The 19,090-nt window shown below is 53.8% G+C and carries 13 protein-coding genes; 7 read left to right on the top strand and 6 right to left on the bottom strand.

Annotated features, from left to right (window positions below; translation table 11 throughout):
• Positions 1–29 precede the first annotated feature (29 nt).
• Positions 30–803 (bottom strand): S-methyl-5'-thioadenosine phosphorylase, encoded by a 774-nt coding sequence (locus tag TEU_RS02345; protein ID WP_050002256.1) that lies wholly within the window; start codon positions 801–803, stop codon positions 30–32.
• 128 nt (positions 804–931) lie between these two features.
• Here TEU_RS02345 and TEU_RS02340 point away from each other — a divergent pair, with 128 nt between their 5' ends.
• Complete coding sequence (locus TEU_RS02340) at positions 932–1,660, top strand: proteasome assembly chaperone family protein (RefSeq protein ID WP_050002255.1); 729 nt, start codon at positions 932–934, stop codon at positions 1,658–1,660.
• 10 nt (positions 1,661–1,670) lie between these two features.
• Positions 1,671–2,054, top strand: coding sequence for a DUF473 family protein (locus TEU_RS02335; protein ID WP_050002254.1), 384 nt, complete (start codon positions 1,671–1,673; stop codon positions 2,052–2,054).
• Here TEU_RS02335 and nucS read toward each other — a convergent pair.
• The 3 genes from nucS to TEU_RS02320 all read right to left on the bottom strand — a co-directional run bounded on the left by nucS (position 2,051) and on the right by TEU_RS02320 (position 6,532).
• Positions 2,051–2,800, bottom strand: coding sequence for an endonuclease NucS (nucS, locus tag TEU_RS02330; RefSeq protein WP_050002253.1), 750 nt, complete (start codon positions 2,798–2,800; stop codon positions 2,051–2,053). The genes TEU_RS02335 and nucS overlap by 4 nt on opposite strands.
• Positions 2,801–2,829: 29 nt before the next feature.
• Complete coding sequence (radA, locus tag TEU_RS02325; RefSeq protein ID WP_050002252.1) at positions 2,830–5,331, bottom strand: DNA repair and recombination protein RadA; 2,502 nt, start codon at positions 5,329–5,331, stop codon at positions 2,830–2,832.
• Between the two features lie 181 nt (positions 5,332–5,512).
• Positions 5,513–6,532, bottom strand: coding sequence for a potassium channel family protein (locus tag TEU_RS02320; protein ID WP_050002251.1), 1,020 nt, complete (start codon positions 6,530–6,532; stop codon positions 5,513–5,515).
• A gap of 687 nt (positions 6,533–7,219) precedes the next feature.
• Between TEU_RS02320 and TEU_RS02315 the strand changes: the two genes are divergently transcribed.
• The 5 genes from TEU_RS02315 (at position 7,220) to TEU_RS02295 (ending at position 17,539) form a co-directional block, all read left to right on the top strand.
• Positions 7,220–7,828, top strand: a complete 609-nt coding sequence (locus tag TEU_RS02315) for a DNA-binding protein (RefSeq protein WP_227738753.1) — start codon at positions 7,220–7,222, stop codon at positions 7,826–7,828.
• 258 nt (positions 7,829–8,086) lie between these two features.
• A complete protein-coding gene (locus TEU_RS02310; protein ID WP_050002250.1) occupies positions 8,087–9,340 on the top strand; it encodes an ORC1-type DNA replication protein in 1,254 nt (417 codons plus the stop codon).
• Positions 9,340–11,517 (top strand): DNA-directed DNA polymerase II small subunit, encoded by a 2,178-nt coding sequence (locus TEU_RS02305; RefSeq protein WP_050002249.1) that lies wholly within the window; start codon positions 9,340–9,342, stop codon positions 11,515–11,517. The genes TEU_RS02310 and TEU_RS02305 overlap by 1 nt, the downstream gene beginning before the upstream one ends.
• Positions 11,518–16,821, top strand: a complete 5,304-nt coding sequence (locus TEU_RS02300; protein WP_050002248.1) for a DNA-directed DNA polymerase II large subunit — start codon at positions 11,518–11,520, stop codon at positions 16,819–16,821.
• Positions 16,822–16,852: 31 nt separating this feature from the next.
• Complete coding sequence (locus TEU_RS02295) at positions 16,853–17,539, top strand: hypothetical protein (RefSeq protein ID WP_050002247.1); 687 nt, start codon at positions 16,853–16,855, stop codon at positions 17,537–17,539.
• Positions 17,540–17,661: 122 nt separating this feature from the next.
• On the opposite strand, the gene TEU_RS02290 is transcribed toward TEU_RS02295, so the two are convergent.
• Positions 17,662–18,360 (bottom strand): DNA-processing protein DprA, encoded by a 699-nt coding sequence (locus TEU_RS02290; RefSeq protein WP_050002246.1) that lies wholly within the window; start codon positions 18,358–18,360, stop codon positions 17,662–17,664.
• Between the two features lie 3 nt (positions 18,361–18,363).
• Entirely contained in the window at positions 18,364–19,074 is a 711-nt protein-coding gene (locus TEU_RS02285) for a ComF family protein (protein ID WP_081947186.1), read from the bottom strand.
• Positions 19,075–19,090 lie beyond the last annotated feature (16 nt).

The raw sequence follows: 19,090 nt of genomic DNA, 5'->3' as shown, positions 1-19,090 counted from the left end.
GAGATATGATGAAGAGACCGTGCCACACATCACACGAACATACTCTTAAGCACGTCGGCGCAGCCGCACTTCCTCTCCTCCGGAATCTTCGGGATGCCCTTCTTGAGGAGCTCCTGAACCTTGTAGTTGTTCTCGGCCATGACCTTGAGGACTTCCTGTGCATCAACTGGCTTCTCGGCCCAGACGTCGTAGTCCGTAACTGTTGCGATGTTCACGTAGCACATTCCGAGCTCGCGGGCGAGGTTTATCTCCGGGACGAGCGTCATGCCAATGATGTGGGCGTACTGCCTGAACATGAAGCTCTCGGCGCGGGTTGAGAACCTCGGCCCCTCGATGCAGACGTAGGTGCCCTTCTCGTGGACGGGGAAGCCGAGTTCTTTTGCAGTCTCGTAGAATATCTTCCTCATCTCAGGGCAGAAGGGGTCGGCCATGGAAACGTGGGCAACCCTCGGCCCGTTGTAGAAGGTGTAGTCCCGCTTTTTGGTGAAGTCGATGAACTGGTCGGTTATGACGATGTCGCCGGGCTTGTACTCCTCGCGGAGCGAGCCGACGGCGGTGACGCCAATAACCCTCTCGACGCCGAGCTCCTTGAGGGCCCAGATGTTCGCCCTGTAGGGAACCTCGTGCGGCGGGAACTCGTGGTGCTTGCCGTGCCTCGGTATGAATGCCACCTCAACGCTCTCGATTTCGCCGATTTCCACCGGAGCGGAGGGCCTCCCGTAGGGGGTGTGAACTTTTACAGTTTCCTTCGGCTCAAAGACGCCGTAAACGCCCGAACCGCCTATGATGCCTATCTTCGGCATGGTCATCACCGTGTAAACTGCGCGCCCCTTACATATAAGGGTTGCTTTTCCAGTGGAAATGAAGCCCGCACCGAATGAACGAAAATTTAATAACCTTTGGGAACTAAATCAGTTGTGGGGGTGAGAGCATGGAGAACGAGAAGCCGGTAAAGATCGTTCTGCCGGAGATAAGGAACCCCATTCTCATCGAAGGATACCCAGGGATAGGCCTCGTCGGCCACATAGCGGGCAACTTCCTGGCGAAGGAGCTTGGAATGGATATGATAGGCTACGTTGAGAGCCCGTTCCTTCCACCAATGGCGCTCATCCTCGAAGGGAAGCCCAACCCACCGCTCAGGTTCTACGGGAAGGACAACATAATCCTCGCAGTGGCCGACATATACATCCCGCCGACCCTCGTCAACGAGATAGCCAAAGAGCTCGCGAGCTACCTCAAGGAGATGAACGCCCAAAAGGTAATCTCAATCGGCGGAATAGGGATAGGCTTCTTCAAGGAGAAGATGGAAGTGTGGGGCGTCGGGGCGCGCGAGGAGCTCAACAAAGAGCTTGAAAACCTCGGCGTGAAGATACTCCAGTACGGCTCGATAATGGGCATGAGCGGAAAGCTCCTCTGGGAGGCGAGCAGAAGGGGCCTCGACGCATATGCGCTCCTGGGCGAGACCTTCGGCGACAGGCCAGACCCGAGGGCAGCGGCCAACGTCATCGAGGTACTCAAGAAGCTCACGCCGATTGACGTCTCAACCGAACCTCTCATCAAGGAGGCGGAGATGATAGAGGAGCAGCTCAGAAAGATGCACGAGCAGATGGAGGAGGCAAGGAAGAAGGAGATGAAGCAGTACGAGAGCCTCTACCTGTGAGGTGGTGCAGATGAGAGCGGTAATCCTCGGCGGCATTGCGAGACGAGTGCTGGACGAACTCCTAAGGAACCCCTACAGAACGATAGAGCTCAGGAGCGCCAGGAACGTTTTAGCAGTGGAAAAGGCAATGGACGAGGCCCTCAAACTGTTCCTGACCTACGACCCCATTGAGGACGTCTCCACCGGGACGGAAGGCCTGCTCGCAGACCTCATTGAGGCAAAGCAGCTCGAAATGAGGGTTCCATGGGAGGAAAGCGACGAGCGCGAGATAACGGTCTGCAGGGCAAAGGTAAAGCTCTTTGGGCTCGGAAGGGTCGTTGAAGTCGAGAGAAGGGAAAGAATCCTGGTCGCGAAGGTGAGAGAACTGTTCCCGCACGAGATGAACATGGGTTAAAACAGCTTCAGCTGTTTCCCCCTCGATTTCCTGTCCCTTTTCGGGGGTTCGAGCTTCCTGAACTCGAGGCCCTCTTTTTCAAGGAGTTTCTTGGCCCCGGAGGTGAGTGACGGGGCAACGAGGATTCCCCTGACGTTCTCGTGCTCCTCGCGGAGCGTCTCAACGTAGCGCTTGAGCTGACTGACAGCATGGAGGTCTGCCCTCCTGCGCTTGAGCTCAAGGACGACGAGGTTCCCGTCCCTGTCAACGCCGAGGACATCAACGATGCCGTGCTTAATCGGTTTCTCGCGGTAGAGGGGCTTAAAGCCGGGCTCTATAACTTCGGGGTTCTCAAAGATGAGCTCGGCCATCTCGGCCTCGCTACCCGTCAAAGCGAGCTCCTCGTAGTCCTCTGCATGGAAGACGGTGATTAGGTAAACTTCCTCAAGCTCAACCTCCAGCGTTTCCCTCGGCTTCCTCCTGACCGAGACGAGGACGGGCTTTTCGCGGAGCTCCAGCCTGACAACGCTCCCAGGAGGTTGCCAGTTGACCGGCTCGCGCTTCTCCTTCTGGTGTATCAAGAAAGAGCCGTCGGGCTTGACGATTATAACCCTGTCACCGGGGCCGAGTTCGCTTTTGGCCCTGCCGTCGTAGTGGACCCGACAGCGGGCGAAGATTGTAAGCACTCCCTCGGAGGAAACGGCCGAATCGACGAGGAGTTTTATTTCCTCTGGAGATGGGTTCTCCCTGAGCTCAACCTTGGGCATGAGGAGAGTTGGGGAGGGGATTAAAAAGATTAATCCTCAACTCCCTTCTCTGTAATCCTGAAGACGGCCTCGCCCTCGGGCAGGTGCGGGCTGTCTATGAGCCTGGCGACGCGCTTTCCTGCCTTGCCCTTCCTTAGGTAGATTCTGAGCGTCGCGCTGTGGGCCAAGATGTGGCCACCGACGGGCCTCGTCGGGTCGCCGAAGAAGGCATCAGGCTTCGCCTGCACCTGGTTGGTCACGAAGACCGCTATGTCGTAGAGGTCCGCCAGGCGGTGCAGGTCGGAGAGGTGCTTCGCCAGCTTCTGCTGTCTCTCGGCGAGGGTTCCCCTGCCCACGTACTCGCTCCTGAAGTGGGCCATGAGAGAGTCAACGACGAGTAACTTAACCGGCCTGTCGGTGGCTGCCTTCTCCTTGATTATCTCCTCGGCCCTCTCGACGAGGAGCATCTGGTGGTTGCTGTTGAAAGCGCGCGCAACGTAGATGTTCTTGAGCGTCTCGTCGGGGTCCAAACCGCGGGCCTCGGCTATCTGCCTTATCCTCTCGGGCCTGAAGGTGTTCTCGGTGTCAATCCAGATTACGGAGCCGCCGAGCCCGCCCTCCTCAGGCGGCTTCTGGACCATGACGGCGAGGGTGTGCGCGAGCTGAGTGTTGTGAAGAACGAGGCCGTTTGGTGCTATGAAGTTGTGGGTCTCCGGAACGACAAGGTCGTAAACCCAGTCGTTGTAGTCGATGAGCTCAACGGACTTAACCTCGTAGAACTCAAGCTTTTTGACGAGTTCAATGAACTCAAGGGCCTTCCTGGCTATCTTCTCGTGCTCCTCAATCTCACGCAGGAGGGCGGAGACTACTTTGCCCCTCAGCGGCTCGCGCTTCGGAAGCCCTCTGGTGCGATAGTTGGCAATCTGTCTCTCGGTGAAACCGTGCTTTCTAAGGGCTGTCCACGGGAACGGAAGTTCCGGTTTCTCCCCATTTTCAATCGCGTTCTTTGCGAGTTCCAGTCTATTGAGAGCGTCCCTGAAGTAGTCGGCGACCCTTTCTAGGGTTGCCTCTGTGAACCAGACGTTCTTACTGCGAGTTAGTATGTGGTAGGAGGTTTCGTTGTCCCTCTTAGGCAGTCTGAAGTGCCCGTAAAGAGCGGCCAGGTACCGGGCAACGACAGGTGGATACCTTCCAACGCCACCGTCCGGAAGCTCCGAGTTCTTGAGCAGAGAAACCTTAAGGACCGGGCTGAATGAAGCCCTGTCCTCGCCGGTTATGAAAATCCGGTGATAGACTTCACCGTTGATTTCCTTCTCAGAGACCGCAGGCGAGATGCCAAGGCGCTTCAGCAGGAAAACCAGGCCATCTGCAAGGTTTCTGCTCTTCGTTAAGAATTCAACGTGGGATTTTGCAACGTGGCCGTCCCCGTCGAGATAGCCCGCAAGGAAGCTCACTATCGCGTCTTCGTCACCGTTGAGTATTTTTTCCGGAACTGCTTTGCTTTGAGCGTTCGAAGTGGAGAGTTCCCCGAGCCACTCGGCTGTTTTCTTGCGGAGGAGTATCCTGTAGAGGCCGCGCCTAACTTCAACCCTGGGTTCGTAACCGTCATGGCGCTTGATGAATTCAACTACGAAATCCCTGAGTCCTTCAGAGGCCGTCGTTATTGAGAGCGGGTTCGACGTCCCCTCCGCAACGAAGAGGCCGAGGAAATAGGCCCTCTCATCAGGCACCTTCTTTGAATTCGCTGGAACCTTGCGAACGCCAACTATAACGTCGCCCTCCCTGAGCTCCCCGGCGCGAACCCACTCAAGGCCGTTTCTGAAGACGAGAACCGGGTGAACTGCGGTTATTCTGAGCGTCCTTCCGCGGGACAGGTTGAGCTGAAGTATCTTCCTGACCCTCTCGCGGTACAGGTAGGACGCCTTAGTTCGCCTTATTTCCCCAGTTGAGGGGTCGAAGGTGTAGACGCTCACCGTTTCCAGTGGAACCGCAAAGCCAGTGTCGAAGGGAACTTCGCCGTTCAAAGCCCGGTATTTCTCGTACATCTCCCCGATGGTCTCGAAGTGAACGAGGGTGTCGTTCTCGTAGTAGACTGGAGTGTCCTTGGCGAAGCACTTGCCGCTTCCGAACTCACCGAAGACCTCGGTTATGGCCTGTGTCTCTATTCCGCCTCCGAGGAGCTTGTCGAGGGCTTTGCTTCCAGTGGAAATCCTGCCAATGGTCTTCCTCTTCTCCATGTACTCGTCGGCGCGCATGAAGGTTCCGATGTTAGCGGCTTCTCTGGCGGCCTGGATTATCTTGAGCGCGGCACCTTCGCTTATTCCCGCTATCTCCTTGAGCTCGAGCGGTGAGGCGACGGCTATGGCCTCTATCGTGTCGTAACCGGCCTCGCGAAGCTTCTCAGCTGTGGCAGGACCAACGCCAGGCAAATCCTCAAGGGTCTTGATTTCTTTTTCCTTCTTCTTTGAGGACGATGACGGTGAGCTTTCGGCTATTTCAAGCTCCTCGAACTCCTCAAGCTCTTTAACCTCTTCAACCTTCTTCTTCGCCATGAGACTCACCCGGGAATACCCTTAATGGGGGTAAAGTTCGGTGGTTAAATAACTTTTCCCGGAAAAATCGGGGAGGCAATCTTTTAAGATTTTCGCCCGTTTCGAAAAACGAACTTTATAAACGCCCGAATTTTACTGAAAAGCCAAGAAAGAAGAGAACTACAAAAGATAGACCACGAGCTCAGGATTTTCCAGTGGAAATGGAACTCCTCAGAACTATCAGTCTGGCACCCTTAGGAATCGGCTCGTCGAGCGGGGGATTGAGAACCGGGCCATCCAAGTAGTAGCCCAGAAGAAACAGGTCCTTTGTCTCCTTGAGCTCGCGGAGGGCTTCTATGTACGGCCTGCCCCAGAAGTCCCGTCCGTCTATCACGGTGACGTCGTAGCCCTTAACCGAGCTCGTTATGTCGTCTATAACGTCAACAACCTCAGGCTCGAAGACAGAACTCGCGAGAAGCCTTCCTGCCAGGCTCCTGCTCACGATGACCCTATCCGCACCGGCCCCCTTCAGGAGCTCAACGCTCTCCTCACTCAGGACCTCGACGAGAACCCTTGCATTTGACATCCTTTTCACCATGAGGGTAACAAAGACGGCCTTTGAGTCGTCTTCGAGGGCTAAGATTACGTGAGAAGCCTTTTCAACACGGGCCCTCTCAAGGGTCTCCCTGTTGGTGGGGTCCCCTATGAGAACTTCTATTTCCTCTGGAAGCTCCACCTTCCTGCGCTCCTCTTCACTGGGGAAGACCACGACTATAGGGGCAAGCTTCAGCTCACCGCGCTCAATCGCACCCAGAAGCTCGCTAACACAGGTGGGGACGCTACTGCCCTGGCCAATTATGAGGTAGTGGTTGGAGTATTTAACCCGGTGCATGCCCATCATCCTCCTCAGGGACGAAGAGATGAAGTTCTCAGCCAGGAGAGAAACGAGGGCCGTGAAAGTGGAGATACCGGCGACGGACGCAATCATTGCAACTACCCGCCCTCCTGCACTTGAAGGAGTTACATCGCCGTAGCCTATTGTGGCCATCGTGATAATCGCCCAGTAGAAGGCCGTGAAGAAGTCAACACCCTCGAAATAAGCGAATGCAACGGCAAACACCACGGCAAGCAGCAGCACGGCGAGGGCTATCTGCAGCAACCGGTTTCGGCTGATTTTGACCCTCACGCGGAGAAGCCGCCTCACGACGGTGACCGGTATCATGTATGATGGTTTCCACTCAAAACTTAAAAATATACCCCCACCACAAAACTATCCAGAAATGTTCAGAAAAATACTACAAAGACCAGTTTTTCCAGTGGAAATAAAGGTCTTTTTCGATGGCCATCGAAAAGACCCCCCAGAGTTTCATTTCCACTGGAGCCCACTTTCGGAAAAAGGACGGGTTTAGATGGGTGGCTAAATGCAAACACCAAGATGATGGATTTTTGAGGTATGTAGCCATCATGTTGTTCAGTGAGTTTTCCCATGGTTTATGATGTCGTTCAGAAATTCTGGTTGAAATTCCAGACAAATTCGTCGAATGTTCATAGAAAAATATAAAAACCAGCGCAGAAAAAAAGAACGGGAGCTTTTACCAACAAACAAACGGTCTTCTATTGGAAGCTTCCAAAAGTCGGTTCCAGTGGAAATGAAACTCTGGGGGGGATATGTGCTGTTTAACTTCTGCAAAATAGTAACGATTTCTATTTAACTGGTTTGTATTGTAAAGTTCACTAATGCTCTTTTGTGGCTGTTCATTTATGTTCATTTCTCTTTCAGTGGAAATAAGTGGCCCTATCTTTTTTAGTGTTTCCAAATGCAAATTTTCGTGCACATACCTGTGCACTAAACTTTCCCGTTTCTCGTGGAAGGGCAAACCATTAATGTCCCCACATCGTATTTCTTAGGGTGGTTCCTGTGGAGATTGAGAAGACCATAATCGAATGGCTGCGCTCGGGGAGCGACGATGCAAACGATATCGTTGACCTGCCCTGGGAGGCCAGGCAGCTTGAACCGGGACTCTACATTGCTGAACACCCAAAGATGCCGTTTACGTTGATGGTCTCCTTTGGAGACGGCTTTGTTAGGCTCCTCGTTCCAATGGGCCTTGAGACTTTCTCCATGACCAAAGACGAGAAGCTCAAGGTCTACCACGCGCTCCTCAAGCTCAACGCGGAAGTCAACCTCATGAAGTTCCTCCTCATGGGGATGAACGACGATGTTTACCTCGCGGTTGACCTTGACACGTCGAGCCTTGAAAAGGATGAGTTTAACGACGCCCTGTCTGCCCTACTGGTTGGCCTCCTCTCTGCGGTCTCGGCCCTCGGCCTCGAAGAGGAGTTTGAGGAGCTCCTTAGGGAGCGCGTGCTTGCTATGGTATACGAGAGGCTTCGCAACGGCGCGAGCAGGGAAGAGCTCCTTGACTTCCTGGTTTCCAGGGTAGGGATGTCCAAGAATGAAGCCCTGGCACTCCTCTCGGAGGTGCTTCCCGAGGAGTCTGACAGGAGTTATATGTGAGGCCAATTCCTATCCTTCCCTATATCTGTTTTACATCTTCCTGCTCAACAAGGTATATAAACCCCAGCACCCACACCTGCAATGCTTTCCAGTGTATCCTGTGCTTCCGGTGGAGATTTGGTAGTATGTTCAAAATCTCGGTCAATACTTAGATACAATCCAAAAATATCCCGTATCTTTGACGAAATGTCTTCCTTGTCCGCCCGATTATGGCGGTGCTATAATGGGAGAGTATAATTTCCGGTGGAGATGGGAACCATGGGAGACAGGGACGACTACCTGACTTCAATATTCGAGAAGTACCTCCACGCCAAGAAGATTTTCAAGAACAAGGAAGTTCTGAGGCATAGTTACACACCAAAGGAACTCCCTCACAGGCACGAGCAGATAGACGAGCTCGCCCACATCCTTGTTCCTGTTCTCCGCGGTGAGACTCCTTCTAATGTCTTCGTTTACGGCAAGACTGGAACCGGTAAGACTGTTACAGTGAAGTTCGTCACCGAGGAGCTCAAGAAGATCTCCGAGAAGTACAACATCCCGGTTGAGGTCATATACATAAACTGTGAGATTGTTGACACTCACTACCGCGTTCTCGCCAGGATAGTCAACCACTTCAAAGCTGAGAGCGGTGTGGAGGTTCCCCTCGTCGGCTGGCCAACCGATGAGGTCTACGCCAAGCTAAAGGAGGTTATAGACGCGAGGGAGCGCTTCGTGATTATAGTCCTTGACGAGATAGACAAGCTCATCAAGAAGAGCGGTGACGACATACTCTACTCCCTCACGAGGATCAACACCGAGCTCTCAAGGGCGAAGGTCAGCATAATCGGAATCTCCAACGACCTCAAGTTCAAGGAATACCTCGATGCGCGCGTCCTGTCGAGTCTGAGCGAGGAGGAAGTTGTTTTCCCGCCTTATGACGCCAACCAGCTGAGGGACATTCTCATGCAGCGTGCGGAGGAGGCCTTTTACGAGGGTGTTCTTGACGATGCCGTTGTCCCGCTCTGTGCTGCCCTCGCCGCGAGGGAGCACGGCGACGCGAGAAGGGCCCTTGACCTGCTCCGTGTGGCCGGAGAGATAGCGGAGCGCGAGGGGGCGAGCAAGGTAACCGAGAGGCACGTCTGGAAGGCGCAGGAGAAGATCGAGCAGGACACGATGGAAGAGGTCATAAAGACGCTCCCGCTCCACTCGAAGGTGCTCCTCTACGCCATAGTCATGCTCGACGAGAACGGCGAACTGCCGGCCAACACAGGCGACGTTTACTCCGTCTACAAGTCCCTCTGCGACCACCTCGATGTTGAGCCCCTCACCCAGAGGCGCGTGAGCGACCTAATCAACGAGCTCGATATGCTCGGCATCATCAACGCCAAGGTCGTCAGCAAGGGCCGCTACGGCAGGACGAAGGAAATCCGCCTCAACGTGACTCCATATATGGTTAAGAACATCTACCGCCACGATGAACAGGTTAGAGGCCTCCTCACCCTCACCCTTTCCAAGCAGAGGAGGTTGTTCTGATGCTGGTCGAGGATTTAATCAAGAACAACTACCTGATAACTCCATCAGCCTATTATCTTCTAGAACCCCACTACAAGAGGGACTTCACGCTTGCCGAGCTCATAAAGTTCGCAAAGGCGAGGGGGACGTTTGTCATAGACTCCGCCCTGGCCATGGACTTTCTAGTGGAGAAGGGCGTAGTTTCCACTGGAAGCCCCGATGATAGTGCCCCGGAAGAGGCCACAGAAGAGACTCCTGTAAGTCCTGCTGACGTTGGGTACTCTGAAGATGTCGTTGAAACTGGCGAGACCTCCGTTTCTGAGTCCGTTGAAGGGGATTCTCCCGAGGATATCGCTCCTTCTGATGAAGCAGTTCTCGCGGAGGATGCGGGTTCTATTTCCACTGGAGATGTCGTGGAAAGCGGGGTTGCCACGGCTTCTTCTGGGGAAGAGAGCGTTGAACCCGCCAAAATTGTTGGCGAGACTTCAATTTCCACTGGAGCAACCGCTGAATCGGAGCAATTTCCTGCATCTAATCCTGTTGAAGAATCGATTTCCAGCGAGATTTCAGAGGGGGAGAGTTTTATTTCCACTGGAACGCCTGAACCTGAAGAACTCGTGGATGAAGCCTCTGGTTCATTGGATTCGTCACTAACCGAGGTCGTCGAGGACTCACTTCCAGTGGAAGCCGAGCCCCTGAACGGCAACGGCTACGGGAACTACGCCGACAGTGAGGAGTACTATGAGAACGGCGAGAACGGAAACGGAGTGAAGCCCAAAATCGTCTACGGCGACTACGGGATTCCCATAGCGTACGTTGGCGAGGACGTCGAGGGTGAGAAGAGCTACTCAACGTACCGAGACGTCGTGATACGGCCCAAAGAGGGCTTCCACTACCGCGCGAAGGAAATCCCCGACGATTGGGAAGTGACCTTTGACGTCAAGAACGTGAAGTTCGAGGCCCCCAAGGTCAAGAACGCCGCGAGCAAGGAGGGCGAGATAATAATCCAGGCGTACTCGAACTACTTCAAATCGCGCCTCAAGAAGATGCGCAGAATCTTCCGCGAGAACCCCGAAATCGGGACGGTCATAGACATCGCGAAGCTGAGCTACGTCCGGGACGACGAAGTCACGATAATCGGCCTAGTGAACGACAAGCGCGAAACGGCGAAGGGCTACATGTTCGAGGTGGAAGATGCAACAGGGCGGGTTAAAGTCTTCCTCGGCAGGGACAAGGAGAACGCTTCCCAGGCCTACAACGCAATAATGCCCGATTCAGTCGTTGCCTTCCGCGGTCAGTCTGGAAGGGGAATCTTCTTCGCCAACCGCGTCTTCCTCCCGGATGTGCCGAAGTTCAGGCGCGAGAAGCCTCCACTGGAAGAGAAGGTCTACGCGATTCTGCTGAGCGACATCCACGTCGGCTCGAACAAGTTCTGCGAGAAGGCCTTTGAGAAGTTCCTCGAATGGCTCAACGGCGAGGTCAACAGCAGGGCCGAGGAAGAACTCGTGAGCAGGATTAAGTACATGATAATCGGGGGCGACGTGGTTGATGGCGTCGGTATCTATCCCGGCCAGTACAACGAGCTGGAAATCCCCGATATCTTTGACCAGTACGAAGCTCTGGCAAACCTCCTCCGCAACGTTCCGGATCATATAACGATGTTCATCGGCCCCGGCAACCACGACGCCGCGAGGACTGCCCTTCCCCAGCCCGGCTTTTACGAGGAGTATGCCAAGCCGCTCTACAAGCTCAAGAACGCCGTCATCATAAGCAACCCTGCCGTGATAAACCTCCATGGCAGGGAGTTCCTCGTGGCCCACGGAAGGGGAATAGAGGACGTCGTTGACTTTATTCCGGGGAGAAGCCACCACCACCCGGCACAGGCGATGGTTGACCTCCTCAAGCTCCGCCACATCGCGCCGACCTTCGGGAACAAAGTCCCAATAGCCCCTGACCCAGAGGATACCCTTGTCATCGAGAGCGTTCCAGACCTCTTCCAGGCCGGCCACGTCCACGTTATGGAATACCAGATTTACAGCGGCGTCTTCGTCATAAACACGGGCACCTGGCAGGCGCAGACGGAGTTCCAGAAGATGGTGAACATAGTCCCGACTCCCGCGCGCGTGCCGATAATAGACGTTGAGACGGCCCGCCTGAGGGCCGTTGTGAGCTTTGACCAGTTCTGCGAGGGGGTTTGAATGGGGGAAGAGCTCTACTCGTCTGAGATGAAGGCTTACTTCGAATCACTCCAGAGGGAGATTGACAGGGCCTACGAGATTGCGAGAAAGGCCCGGGCCCAGGGGAAAGACCCAAGCCTCGATGTTGAGGTTCCTCAGGCAACCGACATGGCCGGCCGTGTTGAGAGCCTCGTCGGCCCCCCTGGAGTCGCCGAAAGGATTAGAGAGCTCGTCAAGGAGTACGGTAAGGAACTGGCGGCTCTTAAGGTCGTTGATGAAATCATCGAGGGCAAGTTCGGCGACCTGGGGAGCAAGGAGAAGTACGCGGAGCAGGCGGTCAGAACTGCCCTCGCGATACTCACAGAGGGTATCGTCTCAGCCCCGCTTGAGGGAATCGCTGACGTTAAAATAAAGCGCAACACATGGGCCGATAACAGCGAGTACTTGGCGCTCTACTACGCTGGACCCATCAGGAGTTCTGGTGGAACGGCCCAGGCGCTGAGCGTCCTCGTAGGCGACTACGTGAGGAAAAAGCTCGGCCTCGACCGCTTCAAGCCGAGCGAGGAGCATATAGAGAGGATGGTCGAGGAGATAGACCTCTACCATAGAGCCGTTACGAGACTGCAGTACCACCCGGAGGCAGACGAAGTCAGACTCGCCATGAGGAACATCCCGATTGAGATAACCGGTGAAGAGACCGATAAGGTGGAAGTGAGCCACAGGAACGTCCCCGGGGTTGAGACAAACCACCTCCGCGGCGGCGCTATCCTCGTCCTTGCCGAGGGTGTGCTTCAGAAGGCGAAGAAGCTTGTCAAGTACATAGACAAGATGGGTATTGAGGGATGGGACTGGATAAAGGAGTTCGTCGAGGCCAAGGAAAAGGGTGCGAGCGTTGAGAGTTCCCCTTCGGAAGATTCTAAGGCTGAGGATTCGGGCGCAAAGGAAGAGATCGTTGAGAAGGTTGAGAAGGGCTTCTACTACGAGCTCTACGAGAAGTTCAAGGCCAACATCGCCCCTAACAAGAAGTACACGAAGGAGATAATAGGTGGTAGGCCACTCTTCGCCGAACCCTCAGAGAACGGTGGCTTCCGCCTGCGCTACGGGAGGAGCAGGGTCAGCGGTTTTGCGACGTGGAGCGTCAACCCGGCCACAATGATAATCCTCGACGAGTTCATAGCGATAGGAACGCAGATGAAGACCGAGAGGCCCGGAAAGGGCTGTATCGTTACCCCCGCAACGACTGTTGAGGGGCCGATAGTCAAGCTCAAGGACGGGAGCGTCGTACGGGTTGACGACTACGAGACGGCTCTCAGGGTTAAAAACGAGATTGAGGAGATTCTATACGTCGGAGATGCCCTCGTGAACTTCGGCGACTTCGTTGAGAACAATCAGACGCTTTTGCCGGCCAACTACGTCGAGGAATGGTGGGTTCAGGAGCTGGTGAAGGCAATCGAGGAGCTTTACGAGGTCGAGCTCAAGCCGTTCTCCGACAACCCGCGCGAGGCAATAGAAGAGGCCGCTGAGTACCTCGAAATAGACCCTGATTTCCTAGAAAGCCTTTTGAGAGACCCGCTCAGGGTCAGGCCGAGCGTCGAGCTGGCTATACACCTCTCGAAGGTTCTGGACATACCCTTCCACCCCTACTACACCCTCTACTGGAACACGCTGAAGCCTGAGGAAGTGGAGGAACTCCAGAAGGCTTTACTAAACGCCCAAATCGAGTGGGACGAGTTCCGGAAGCTGAAGTTCGCGAGGAAGGTAATCCTTGACAACGACCCCAGAATCAAGCGCTACCTTGAGCTCCTCGGCCTGCCCCACAGGCTCGAGAGGACAGAGGACAGGAGAAAGGTCATCGTCGTTGACTACCCCTGGAGTTCTGCACTCTTGACTCCCCTCGGCAACCTCGAATGGGAGTTCAAGGCTAAGCCGTTCCACACGGTCATTGATATAATCAACGAGAACAACCCGATAAAGCTCCGCGACAGGGGAATAAGCTGGATAGGGGCCAGAATGGGCAGGCCCGAGAAGGCCAAGGAGAGGAAGATGAAGCCCCCTGTTCAGGTGCTCTTCCCGATTGGTTTGGCGGGAGGCCAGAGCAGGGACATTAAGAAGGCCGCTGAGGAAGGAAAAACAGCTAAGGTCGAGATAGCCTTCTTCAAGTGTCCTAAGTGCGGACACGTTGGCCCCGAGCACCTCTGCCCCGTCTGTGGGACGAGGAAGGAGCTCCTCTGGCACTGCCCCAAGTGCAACGTTGACTACCCAGAGAGCGAGGCGAAGGAGTTCGGCTTCCGGTGCCCGCGCTGCGACGTCGAGCTGAGGCCCTACGCCGAGAGGGAGATAAAGCCCTCCGAACTTCTGAGGCGGGCCATGGACAACGTCAAGGTCTACGGCATCGACAGGCTCAAGGGCGTCAAGGGTATGACATCGGGCTACAAAATGGCCGAGCCCCTTGAAAAGGGCCTCCTGAGGGTTAAGAACGACGTCTACGTTTTCAAGGACGGCACAATCCGCTTCGACGCCACCGACGCCCCGATAACGCACTTCAAGCCGAAGGAGATAGGGGTCAGCGTTGAAAAGCTTCGCGAACTTGGCTACACCCACGACTTCGAGGGCAAGCCCCTTGAGCGGGACGACCAGATAGTCGAGCTGAAGGTTCAGGACATAATCCTCTCCTACGAGGCCGGAAAATACCTCCTCAAGGTCGCGCGCTTCGTCGATGACCTGCTCGAGAAGTTCTACGGCCTGCCGAGGTTCTACAATGCCGAGAAGATGGAGGATTTGATAGGCCACCTCGTCATCGGTTTGGCACCCCACACCTCGGCCGGAATCATCGGCAGGATTATCGGCTTCTCCGACGTTCTGGTCGGCTACGCGCACCCGTATTATCATGCGGCGAAGAGGAGGAACTGCTTCCCTGGCGATACGAGAATCTTAGTCCAGATTGATGGAAAACCTGCGAGGATACCTCTCCGCGAGCTCTACGAGCTGTTTGAAGGGGAAAGCTACGAGAACATGGTCTACGTGAGAAGGAAGTCGAAGAGGGACGTTAAGGTCTACTCCTTCGACCCCGAGAGCGGGAAGGTTGTTCTCACTGACATCGAGGACGTTATAAAAGCGCCGAGCACCGACCACCTGATTCGCTTCGAGCTCGAACTCGGGAGGAGCTTCGAAACGACCGTCGACCACCCGGTTCTCGTCTACGAAAACGGGAAGTTCGTGGAAAAGAGGGCCTTTGAGGTGAAGGAGGGCGATAGAATACTCGTCCCGAGACTTGAATTCGGAGAAGTTTCCCTTGAAAACCTTGACCTGTTGGAGGCCTTCGCTGACGAGAAGTTCAAATCCCTCTGGGACTCCATAATGGTTCGCGGACTTTCGAACTGGCTTTCATCGATTGGGGCTGAAGTCAAATACGATTACCTCCGCAGGGACTCCCTACCGCTTTCAGTACTGCTCAACGTTCTCAAAGAGAAAGGCCTATCAATCAAAGACGTTCCCGACTGCCGGCTCGCTTTCAAGAGGGACAAAGTGACGGTCAAGCGCTTTGTCCCAATAAGGCCTCTGATGCGGGTCCTTGGCTATTACCTCGCCGAGGGCTACGCGAGGGAAAGCAACAGCGTTTACCAGATAAGCTTCTCGATAGCGGACGATGAAGTTCGCGAGGACCTCAAGAGGGCACTGAGAGATGCCTTTGGCAATGGCTTCAAGATATACGAGCGGAGGGAAAAGGTTACAGTCGGCTCGCGTATTCTGTACCTGCTCTTCACAGAAGTTCTCAGTGCAGGGAACAACGCCCACACAAAGCGCGTTCCCTCTCTGGTTTACACACTGCCGAAAGACGCTGTTGCGGAGATGCTTAGAGCGTACTTTGAGGGCGATGGAACTATTATCGGAACGAAGCCAATGGTCGTTGTGTACAGTGTTAACCGGTCCCTGTTAGAGGACATTGATACATTGCTAATCTCTAAATTTGGCCTTTACTCAAGCTGGGGTGTGGACAGGGATGCGAATTCCCGTCCCGGCAACGTTGTTCAAAAATACCATCAGGTCAAGGGTGGTACCGTCCCCGTGTCTAAAATCTACCGTTTGAACCTCTACGGTATTCAGGCGTTGAATTTCATGAATTCAATCGGATTCATTAGCAAAAGAAAGAACAGTGTTGCCAAGCAGTGGAGGGGCTATAACTTCCAACCCTATCGGCGTGCTACTGATATGGGTGTTCTCCTTAAAGTTAGGTCTGTTGAGTTCATTCAGTCTCCCGACGATGTTGTATACTCGCTAAGCGCCTCCAAATATCATACTATAATAATTAGTAATAATATTACTACAGCAAATTGTGATGGCGACGAGGACGCCGTAATGCTTCTCCTCGATGCACTACTAAACTTCAGCAAGTACTATCTCCCAGAGAAGCGCGGTGGCAAAATGGACGCCCCGCTGGTCGTCACCACGCGCCTTGACCCGCGTGAGGTCGACAGCGAGGTACACAATATGGACGTAGTCCGCTATTACCCCCTCGAGTTCTACGAGGCCACCTACGAGATGAAGTCGCCCAAGGAGGTTAAGTTCATCGAGCGCGTTGAAGACCGCCTTGGAAAGCCCGAGATGTACGAGGGGATAAAGTTCACCCACGATACGGACGATATAGGTCTGGGCCCGAAGATGAGCCTGTACAAACAGCTCGGCGACATGGTCGAGAAGGTCGAGAGACAGCTCGCTTTGGCGGAGCGGATTCGGGCGGTCGATGAACACCACGTGGCTGAGACGATACTCAACTCCCACCTGATTCCCGACCTAAGGGGCAACCTGAGGAGCTTCACGAGGCAGGAGTTCCGCTGTGTGAAGTGCAACACGAAATATCGGAGACCCCCTCTCATCGGGTGCTGTCCCAAGTGCGGTGGAAAAATCGTCCTGACGGTGAGCAAAGGTGCGGTGGAAAAGTACCTGCCCACTGCAAAGATGCTGGTTACCCGCTATAAAGTCAAGGACTACACGAGGCAGAGGATTTGCCTGACCGAGAAGGACATAAAGACGCTCTTCGAGACGGTTTTGCCCGAAAAGCAGAGGACTCTGCTCGGCTTCTCGGCGGATGTGTGCGAGAAGATGATTAGGGAGCGGACGGGTTCTTCCAACGGAAAGAACGGCTACCTCGATGGATTCAACGGGAAGGACGGGAAGGCGAGGAAAGCGAAGGCAGAGAATGAGGTCGAGAGGGAGAGGAAGCCCAAGGCCGAAAAGTCGAGAGACCTCAAGAAAGAAGTCAAGAGGGAGAAGGCGAAGGCAAAGCGGAAGAAGCGCATAAGCCTCGATGAGTTCTTCGGGAGTTAGCTATTTATAGTCCCTCCGCCTATTTCTTCCGATGCTCGACCAGTTCAAGCTCCTCCCCAGCGTTGCCTACCTGCGCGTCGAGAAGCAGGCGTTCATAGGCTACTCCATGCCCCTTGCGGGGTGGATGGGGGAGTATCTGATTAACTACCAAAAGCTCCCCAGGCCGAACTTCCTCGGAAGGGCGATGAGAAAGCTGGGCTTTTCCTTTGCTGGCGAGGAGAAGGACGAGCGCTCGATAACCCAGTTCTTCGTGAAGGGGAGCGTCTCAATAAGCGCGAGCTGGGACGTGGAGAGGGAAAGCCTGTTCCTCCAGCTGATTCCGCTCCGCTCAAGGCTCTCCCGCGGGCTGACAATCAGGGCCGAGCACATAGAGTTCTATGACCAGTATGTTGTCAGCATAGAACCCGCCGGTAAGCTTCCACCGGGGGTTAGGGGGATAGGGATTAAGGCTCTAATCCTTGAGGACTTCTATCCGGTCGAGACCCCCTACTGGGGAATGCTCCACGAGGACTGGGAGAGCGAGCTCAACCTGCTCGTCATGAGGGACGAGGTTTATGACTCTTTGAGGCGAGAGGAGTACCGCTGTCCGGTCTGCTTCTCCCCGCTTGCCGAGGAGAACGGCGTTTTGAAGTGCACCCGCTGTGGATTCGTTTATGCCCCTGAGCACGACTTCGAGAGGGTCATCGAGCAGTTCAGCGTGGAGGAGTTTGCGTTTTAGAAACTTTTGCTGGAAAATGGTCAAGAACTCATTATTGGTCTTAAATGGGGAGAATAGAGCAGCCTTCTATTAGAGCCGAGTACCTGGGTGGCTAAGCCAAAAGCAGCGCTCGTCTTTCCCTTTCAATGAGAGAGGTCAGAGGATACTGCCTTTTTTTCATTTAGACTTTTCTTTAGACGGATAATTGGAAACCCGTCATTTTTTAGTTTTTCATTTCCACTCGCAGGGACATCTGCAACTAAAAGAATCCTCCTCTGTTGTTGGGCAAATTTCACGGTGTGCATTGTGCCACTCGTTAAGTCAGCTTCAACGATAACCACTCCGAGGGAGATACCACTAATTATTCTGTTCCTTCGGATGAAGTGGTGTTTCCTGACTTTAGTACCGAGGGGTAATTCTGAGATAAGGAGCCCTCCCTTCTTAACGACTTCTTTTGCGAGCTCTTCGTTTTTCTTAGGTACAATGCTGTCAACAGGGGAAGGAAGAACACTAATTAAATTGGCACCAACATCCAGTGCAGTTCTTGTCACAATCGAATCAATTCCCAGTGCGAGACCAGAAACAATAACAAATCCCTGTTGTGCATAAAACTTGGTGGCCCACTCTGCGTATTTTTTGCCAAGATTGCTTGGCTTTCTTGTGCCAACAATGGCAATTGCAGGTAGATTTAAGAGCTCAATGTTACCAAGAGCATAAAGCGTTTTTGGCGGATCCTTTATCTGACGCAACATGATTGGATACTTGGGGGAATCAATGGGTATTTCGGCGATATCCAAAGGCTCCAGATTGCTCGAATAATCAACAAGTCTTTTCTGAACCACGGTTCACCCCATCCCTGTTTTTGCCAGTGTTATCAGATAAACTTCCGACGCTCCACACCTAAAAAGCTTTTTAATGCAGGCCATCGCCGTTGCTCCCGTGGTTAGAATATCGTCGAAGAGCAAGACTCTTAAATCCTGTATGTCTCCGGTGCAACTTATTGAAAAATTGTGGAGTGCCTCATTGGGTCGTTCTTCAAGTGATCTAGCCAAGTGTGCAGAGGGAACCGAAATTTTTCTCACAAGAACTCCCGTGCCGTTCCGTATGCCAAGGGTTCGCGAAATATACTCTGCTAGTTGCCTGTGTCCCAGACCAATCTTGCCCGCGGAGCTCCTAGGTATTGGGACTATTATATCCGGTTCCAACTCTCTGAATCTTATTAAATTAACAACTTCTTCTGCGAACCTTGAAACAATAAATGGATACCCTTGTTTAAACTCAAGCACTTGCTGTGAGAACTCATCTGGGTACCCTCTTCTTTTGGGTATATAATAACCCAGATAATAAAAAGGCACACTATGCCCATTAACCCATAATGTTTCAGAGTGGTGGTTTGGAACCTTGAGAGGTGGCTTTATTACCCGTTCTCCATCCTCAGTTACCAGCACTTCCATTTTACAGTATCGGCATTTGAAAACAATTCCCTCGGGAGTCTGTTTGGGTATCATTAGGTTACCACAGTTGTCGCAAAATTTACGCTCTGGAAACTCAGCCATCGTATCCCCCCGCTAA

Origin of the sequence: Thermococcus eurythermalis (assembly GCF_000769655.1) — an archaeon.
Taxonomy (GTDB): domain Archaea; phylum Methanobacteriota_B; class Thermococci; order Thermococcales; family Thermococcaceae; genus Thermococcus; species Thermococcus eurythermalis.
This window is presented reverse-complemented; position numbering and strand designations above follow the sequence as displayed.

What these genes read in the sequence shown, in the direction of transcription:
- TEU_RS02340 (WP_050002255.1), top strand. Translation starts at nt 932, where the DNA reads ATGGAGAACGAGAAGCCGGTAAAGATCGTTCTGCCGGAGATAAGGAAC.
- radA (WP_050002252.1), bottom strand. Translation starts at nt 5,331, where the DNA reads ATGGCGAAGAAGAAGGTTGAAGAGGTTAAAGAGCTTGAGGAGTTCGAG.
- TEU_RS02335 (WP_050002254.1), top strand. Translation starts at nt 1,671, where the DNA reads ATGAGAGCGGTAATCCTCGGCGGCATTGCGAGACGAGTGCTGGACGAA.
- TEU_RS02320 (WP_050002251.1), bottom strand. Translation starts at nt 6,532, where the DNA reads ATGATACCGGTCACCGTCGTGAGGCGGCTTCTCCGCGTGAGGGTCAAA.
- nucS (WP_050002253.1), bottom strand. Translation starts at nt 2,800, where the DNA reads ATGCCCAAGGTTGAGCTCAGGGAGAACCCATCTCCAGAGGAAATAAAA.
- TEU_RS02310 (WP_050002250.1), top strand. Translation starts at nt 8,087, where the DNA reads ATGGGAGACAGGGACGACTACCTGACTTCAATATTCGAGAAGTACCTC.
- TEU_RS02285 (WP_081947186.1), bottom strand. Translation starts at nt 19,074, where the DNA reads ATGGCTGAGTTTCCAGAGCGTAAATTTTGCGACAACTGTGGTAACCTA.
- TEU_RS02300 (WP_050002248.1), top strand. Translation starts at nt 11,518, where the DNA reads ATGGGGGAAGAGCTCTACTCGTCTGAGATGAAGGCTTACTTCGAATCA.
- TEU_RS02305 (WP_050002249.1), top strand. Translation starts at nt 9,340, where the DNA reads ATGCTGGTCGAGGATTTAATCAAGAACAACTACCTGATAACTCCATCA.
- TEU_RS02295 (WP_050002247.1), top strand. Translation starts at nt 16,853, where the DNA reads ATGCTCGACCAGTTCAAGCTCCTCCCCAGCGTTGCCTACCTGCGCGTC.
- TEU_RS02345 (WP_050002256.1), bottom strand. Translation starts at nt 803, where the DNA reads ATGCCGAAGATAGGCATCATAGGCGGTTCGGGCGTTTACGGCGTCTTT.